Source organism: Nocardia pseudovaccinii NBRC 100343 (assembly GCF_001613225.1).
Classification (GTDB): Bacteria; Actinomycetota; Actinomycetes; order Mycobacteriales; family Mycobacteriaceae; genus Nocardia; species Nocardia pseudovaccinii.
This window is the reverse complement of record NZ_BDBY01000285.1, coordinates 1-5257: the sequence shown is the minus strand read 5'-3', so window position 1 is coordinate 5257 and position 5257 is coordinate 1. Positions and strand designations below refer to the sequence as shown.

Annotated in this window: 6 protein-coding genes; 2 read left to right on the top strand and 4 right to left on the bottom strand. The window is 67.2% G+C overall.

Annotated elements, in window-relative coordinates:
• Positions 1 to 728: alanine racemase (locus tag NP3_RS34355; protein WP_174566297.1), on the bottom strand; the 728-nt coding region annotated here is incomplete at its 3' end.
• A 40-nt stretch (positions 729 to 768) separates the two neighbouring features.
• Positions 769 to 1248, bottom strand: coding sequence for a TetR family transcriptional regulator (locus tag NP3_RS34350; protein WP_084509400.1), 480 nt, complete (start codon positions 1246 to 1248; stop codon positions 769 to 771).
• Between the two features lie 419 nt (positions 1249 to 1667).
• On the opposite strand from NP3_RS34350, the gene NP3_RS34345 reads away from it, so the two are divergent.
• Positions 1668 to 2414, top strand: coding sequence for a tyrosine-protein phosphatase (locus NP3_RS34345; protein ID WP_063045897.1), 747 nt, complete (start codon positions 1668 to 1670; stop codon positions 2412 to 2414).
• A 1-nt stretch (position 2415) separates the two neighbouring features.
• On the opposite strand, the gene NP3_RS34340 is transcribed toward NP3_RS34345, so the two are convergent.
• Entirely contained in the window at positions 2416 to 3684 is a 1269-nt protein-coding gene (locus tag NP3_RS34340) for a class I adenylate-forming enzyme family protein (RefSeq protein WP_063045896.1), read from the bottom strand.
• A gap of 165 nt (positions 3685 to 3849) precedes the next feature.
• A complete protein-coding gene (locus NP3_RS34335) occupies positions 3850 to 4686 on the bottom strand; it encodes an enoyl-CoA hydratase/isomerase family protein (protein WP_063045895.1) in 837 nt (278 codons plus the stop codon).
• Positions 4687 to 4724: 38 nt separating this feature from the next.
• Here NP3_RS34335 and NP3_RS34330 point away from each other — a divergent pair.
• On the top strand, positions 4725 to 5257 hold a 533-nt coding region (locus NP3_RS34330; RefSeq protein ID WP_507762172.1), incomplete at its 3' end, for a glutathione S-transferase family protein.

Sequence of the window (5257 nt, the reverse complement as noted above, 5' to 3'; positions counted from 1 at the left end):
TTGACGATCTCCAGCTTGCCGACTACCGAGCGCACCGCGTCCAGAACTTGTCTGCGCCGCTTGCCGATTTCGGCCGCCGAGGCCCGCTTCACTAGGCGCACAGCGATATTGGAGTCGGGCAGCCCGGCGATCTGCGCCTCATATGTCATCACGCCGACCACGTCGAATCCACGGTTCACGGCCTCGCGCGCGAGCGCGGCGGCCTGTTCGGGAGTACGCACCGGCGAGCGCCGAACACCCAAGTGCAGCGGTCCGATTCGCAGTGCGGCGTCCACATCGAGGCAGATCCGGGGCCGCGCCAGATCGGTGCCGATCGCGGCGCGGATCAGGTCCAGCTGCGCGACATCGTCGACCATCAACGTAATGGATCGGCGCAGTGTGTCATCGGTGCCGAGTTCGGCGAGCGCCGCGCGGTCGGCGGTCGGATAGCCGAGCAGCACATCGCGCGCGCCGTGGCGGACCAGCCAGATGGCCTCCGCCAATGAGTAGGACATGATGCCTGCGAAGCCGCCGGACGCGGTGAGCTCGGCGCCGAGCACCTCTTCGAGCACCGCACGGCAACGCACCGATTTACTCGCGACTCGGATGGGCACTCCACCCGCACGACGGACGAGGTCGGCGGCGTTGGCGCGCAGCGCGGTCAGGTCGAGGGCAGCCAGCGGCGGGTCCAGCTCGGCCGTGGCCGCATGCAGTGCGACAATCGGCGGCGTGTCTGTCACCGGACCCACTCAACCACCAAACTGGTCAAACGTCCAGTATTGCGGGGAATCAGACTTCGGCGGCCCGGGCAGCCAGGCTGCTGACCAGGTCGTCGAGCACCACCAGCATCGTTTCGTCATTGCAATCCGCGAGCCAGCGCAGCACCGTGCCCTGCAGCATCGAGACCACGTAGGCCGCGATGGCATCCGTCGGCTCCAGCCATTGCGCGCCCGAACGGTCGGCGCAAAGATCCAGGAAACTCGCGACCTCGGAGTCCATCTCTTGGAACAGAGCCGCGGCCTGCGGGTCGGCAACACAATCGGTCTGCGCCTCCCACCGCTCGGCCAACTGATGCGCGGTCGCCTCGTACCTGCGGGCCTGCTTGGCCGGAGCCGCCTTGACCAACGGCCAGTACGCACTCACGCCGGCATGCAGCAGCACCCGAAGCGCTCGCACTCCGGTGAAATCGAGCGAGGCGGCCGCCTTCTCGACGGCCTCGCAGATGGTCGGCCGCAGCCTGACCGCCGCTATTTCTCCACGTACGCTCAACGACGACTCCCTCGAGGAAAGAACTCGCGCACCCTCGTCGGCGCGACTCGCTGAACATGACAGGCGGCTCTCACGAATCCCGCGTCAGGGAATTTCCTGGATGCCCAGTCCAACATTCATCAATGGTAGAGGGTTTCCAGGGTTTAAGAACGGGTTCGTTGGGTATTTCCAGACTGGAAGAATGTTTTGTTACCCAACCGGAATCCCGCTGCGATCGAGCGGTCTTCATCGGAATCGCCTCCGAGGGCGTCACTCTCGCGTCTGCCCCACGCAAGATAGACCATCGACCAGACTACGGTACATAACGGTACCGCTCCGGGCCCCTGTGGCGGATCCCACACCAATACCTCGCAAACTGGACGGCCGACGGTTCCGCGATCGACACCGTGCCGACACCGCGAGGTAGCTAGCCTGGACCGGTGACTCTCTCGCCCTCGGCTGACCAGTTCTATCTGACCGGCACGTTCAACTTCCGCGATCTCGGCGGTCTGCGCACCCTCGACGGTGCGCGGATCCGCCCCGGCGTGCTGTTGCGCTCGGCCCAGCTGAGCGGCCTCGATCTGCCCGGACACGCGATCCTGCGCGAACTCGGCGTCACCGACGTCTTCGACCTGCGCGGGCCGCGCGAGATCGAGCACATCGGCCACGACAATCTGCCGGAGGGCGTGCGACTCAATGTCACACCGTTCGACTCACGGATGGCCGAGGCGCCGCCGCACGATGCGCAGACCGACGCCGCGTTCCCGCACATGCTCGAGGTCTACCGCGACTTCCCGTCCCGGCCCGAGGCCAATGCCGCGATCATCGCCATCGCCGAGACGATCGCCCACGGCGACGGTGCGGTACTGGTGCATTGCGCGGCGGGTAAGGACCGCACCGGGTGGGCGATCGCGACCCTGCTGCGCGCGGTCGCGGTCGGCGAGGCCGATGTGCTCGCCGACTTCATGGCCAGCAATGACGCCGTCCCCGCCCTGCGCGCCATGATGGCGCCGAAACTCACTGCGGGAGTCGAACTTTCCATCGATATCCTCGGCGTGCGCGAGGACTACCTGCGCATCGCGACGGATACGGTGCACAAAAGCCACGGCGATTTCGAGACCTACCTGACCGCCATCGGATTCACCGCCGACCTGCGCGCGCGGTTGCGCGACCGCATGCTCGAGTGAGTCACCCCGCCTGCGCCCGCTCGCGTCGAACCAGACCGTCGGCGTCGATGCTGACCTGATCGCCGGTGTGGAACCAACTTCCGGTGAAGCGGTCCGCGGTGGTCTCCGGATCGTTCCAGTAGCGGTGGGTGACATTCGGTCCGCGACACAGCAATTCGCCGTGTCCGGTCTGCGCCTGCGGCCCCCACAGCGCCAATTCGGTACCGCCGAAGGGGAATCCGAGCACCGGATCGGCGCCGGGCGCGGCATCGGTGTCGTCGTCGACGACCAGGCCGATGCCGCTGGTTTCGGTCGCGCCCCAGACCGACCACCGCCGCGCGGCCGGGAACATATCCCGCAGGGGGGCGGCCAGGTCCGCGGGATCGGTGGGCGCGGAGGCACGTTCGCCGCGATGGCCCGCATTGCTGACCCGGACGATGCCCTCGGTACACAGTCCCTCGGTGCGCAGCGCCGCGAGTTCGGGCAGCAGACGGGCGAAGATGCGCGGTGTCGCGGAAACCATATCGATCCGTTCGGAGACAATGGTTTCCGCGAGACTGCGACTATCCGGCGCGAGAACGACGGTGCCGCCGACCGCGAAAGTCGGCAGCAGCTGGTCCACACAGCCGCTCGCATGCGCCAGCGGCAACAGCACCAGATTGCGCAGTCCATCGGTCGGCAGATCCAGCGCCGCGACGACGGAGCGGATCGCCGAGAGCAGATTTTCGTTGGTCAGCTCGACGCCCTTGGGCGCGACGGTGGCGTTGGCCGGACACGGCCCGGCGCCGCTGGTGTAGCAGAGCAGCGCCAGATCGTTCAGGGCCGCACCGTCATCGATGAAGGCGGCGCCGTCGGGTAGTTCGTCGCTGCCGCCGCCGAGTACGAAATCGGTACTGCTGTCCGCCATCACCCGCTCGGCCACCGCATCGGGCAGTCCGTCGTGCACCAGCACCGGGACCGCGCCGCTGAGCAGCGCTCCGAGGAAGGCCTGTACCCAGCGCACGCCCGTCGGCATGTGGATGGCAACCCGGTCGCCGTAGCCGATGCCGTGTTCCTGCAGACCGCCCGCGATGCGGGAGGCGCAGTGCCACAGTTCCCGATAGCTCAGCCGGGGGCCGCCGATCTCCACGACCGCCTCCCTGGTCGAGAAGGCGTGCACCTGCAGATCCAATAGTTCGGTCAGCGCAGGGGTGAGATTGCCGTAGCGCAGCACCCCATCGGCACCGCGGGCCAGCGGGGCATCGCACGCATGCGGACGGTTGAGTGGATATTCGACCAGAAACTGCGACATGGGTCCTCCGCACACGCCTCGAGCCTGCAGGCTCTTGCGACTATATGACGCGAGTCACATTTTCGCTGGCATAGGCGGTGAACTCGCCGACGCTCGTTCAAGCGCTGGGCTAATGGCGGACTTCGTCCGGCAGCGCCCGATCAGGTGACGAACATGTCCTCGCTGTCACCGACCGGTGTAGGTCGCCTTTCCTGGTCCGACCTCCAGGAAGCTGCGCACCGCGCCACGCAGATCCGCGGTGTCGAACAGCGCACCGGACACCTGCGGCGTCACCGAATCCGCGTGCGCCACACCGCCGGATCGCCACGCCTCGATGATCTGCTTGGTCGCGGCATGGGCCCGGGTCGGGCCCTGGGCCAGGCGATTCGTCAGGTCCTTCGCGGCGGCATCGACATCGTCGTGGATGGCGTTGACCACGCCCCATTCGGCCATGGTCGCGGCGTCGTAGAGGTCACCGGTCATCACGAATTCGCGGGCGCGGCCCGAACCGGCGCGCTCGGCCAGTCGCTGTGGCCCGCCCATCGACGGCGTTAGGCCGACGACCGTCTCCACCAGCCCGAATTTCGCCTTCGGCGCGGCCAGGATGATGTCGCACGCCAGGGCCATTTCGAAGGCGGCGGTCAGGGTCAGGCCGTGCGCGGCGAAAACCACCGGACACGGCAGCGCCTCCAGCGGATGGATGATCTGCGCGAACAGGGTGCGCCACAGCTCGGCGCCCTGGTCGACTGCTGAGGGGATGGCAGCCGACGGAGTCGGCGGGGTGGGTGAGAGGAGCCCGTCGAAGACGTGCACGTCGACACCACCGGAGACCAGCTTGCCCTCGGCCCGCAGCAGCACCGCGCGCGGCGGGTTGGCCGACAGCTCGGCGAGATCCTCGACGAGCGCGTCGAGCATCGACTGGTCGAATAGGTTCAGCGGCGGATTGGCCAGGGTGAGGGTCGCGACCTCGGCGCCGGCGTCGGTGGTTTCCCGGGTCAGCCTGGTGGCCTTCGTATCACTCATCCGGCAAGAGTAAGGCGTCGATCTGCCAGACTAGGCGAGTGACCAAGTCGGTATCGGAAAACGGCTCCTACGTCGAGCCCGGTGAGTTCAACCGGGACACGAACTACATCACCACACGCATTACTGCCGACGGACGCGACGGGTATCCGGTCGAGTCGGGCCGCTATCGGCTGATCGCGGCGCGGGCCTGTCCATGGGCCAACCGCACGCTGATCGCGCGCAGGTTGCTGGGGTTGGAAGACGTCATATCGCTCGGGCTGTGCGGGCCGACGCACGACAAGCTCAGCTGGACCTTCGATCTGGATCCCGGTGGGGTGGATCCGGTGCTCGGCATCCCCCGGTTGCGCGACGCGTACCTCGCGCGGTTCCCGGAGTATCCGCGCGGCATCACGGTGCCCGCGATCGTGGACGTCCCCACCGGGCAGGTGGTGACCAATGACTACGCGCAGATCACCCTCGACTTCTCCACCGAATGGACCGAACTCCATCGCCCCGGCGCGCCGCAGCTGTACCCGCGTGAGCTACGGGCCGAGATCGACGAGGTGAACCTGGCCGTCTTCCGTGATGTCAA

Coding starts and splice junctions, on each gene's coding strand:
- NP3_RS34340 (WP_063045896.1), bottom strand. CDS start 3,684: ATGTCGCAGTTTCTGGTCGAATATCCACTCAACCGTCCGCATGCGTGC.
- NP3_RS34335 (WP_063045895.1), bottom strand. CDS start 4,686: ATGAGTGATACGAAGGCCACCAGGCTGACCCGGGAAACCACCGACGCC.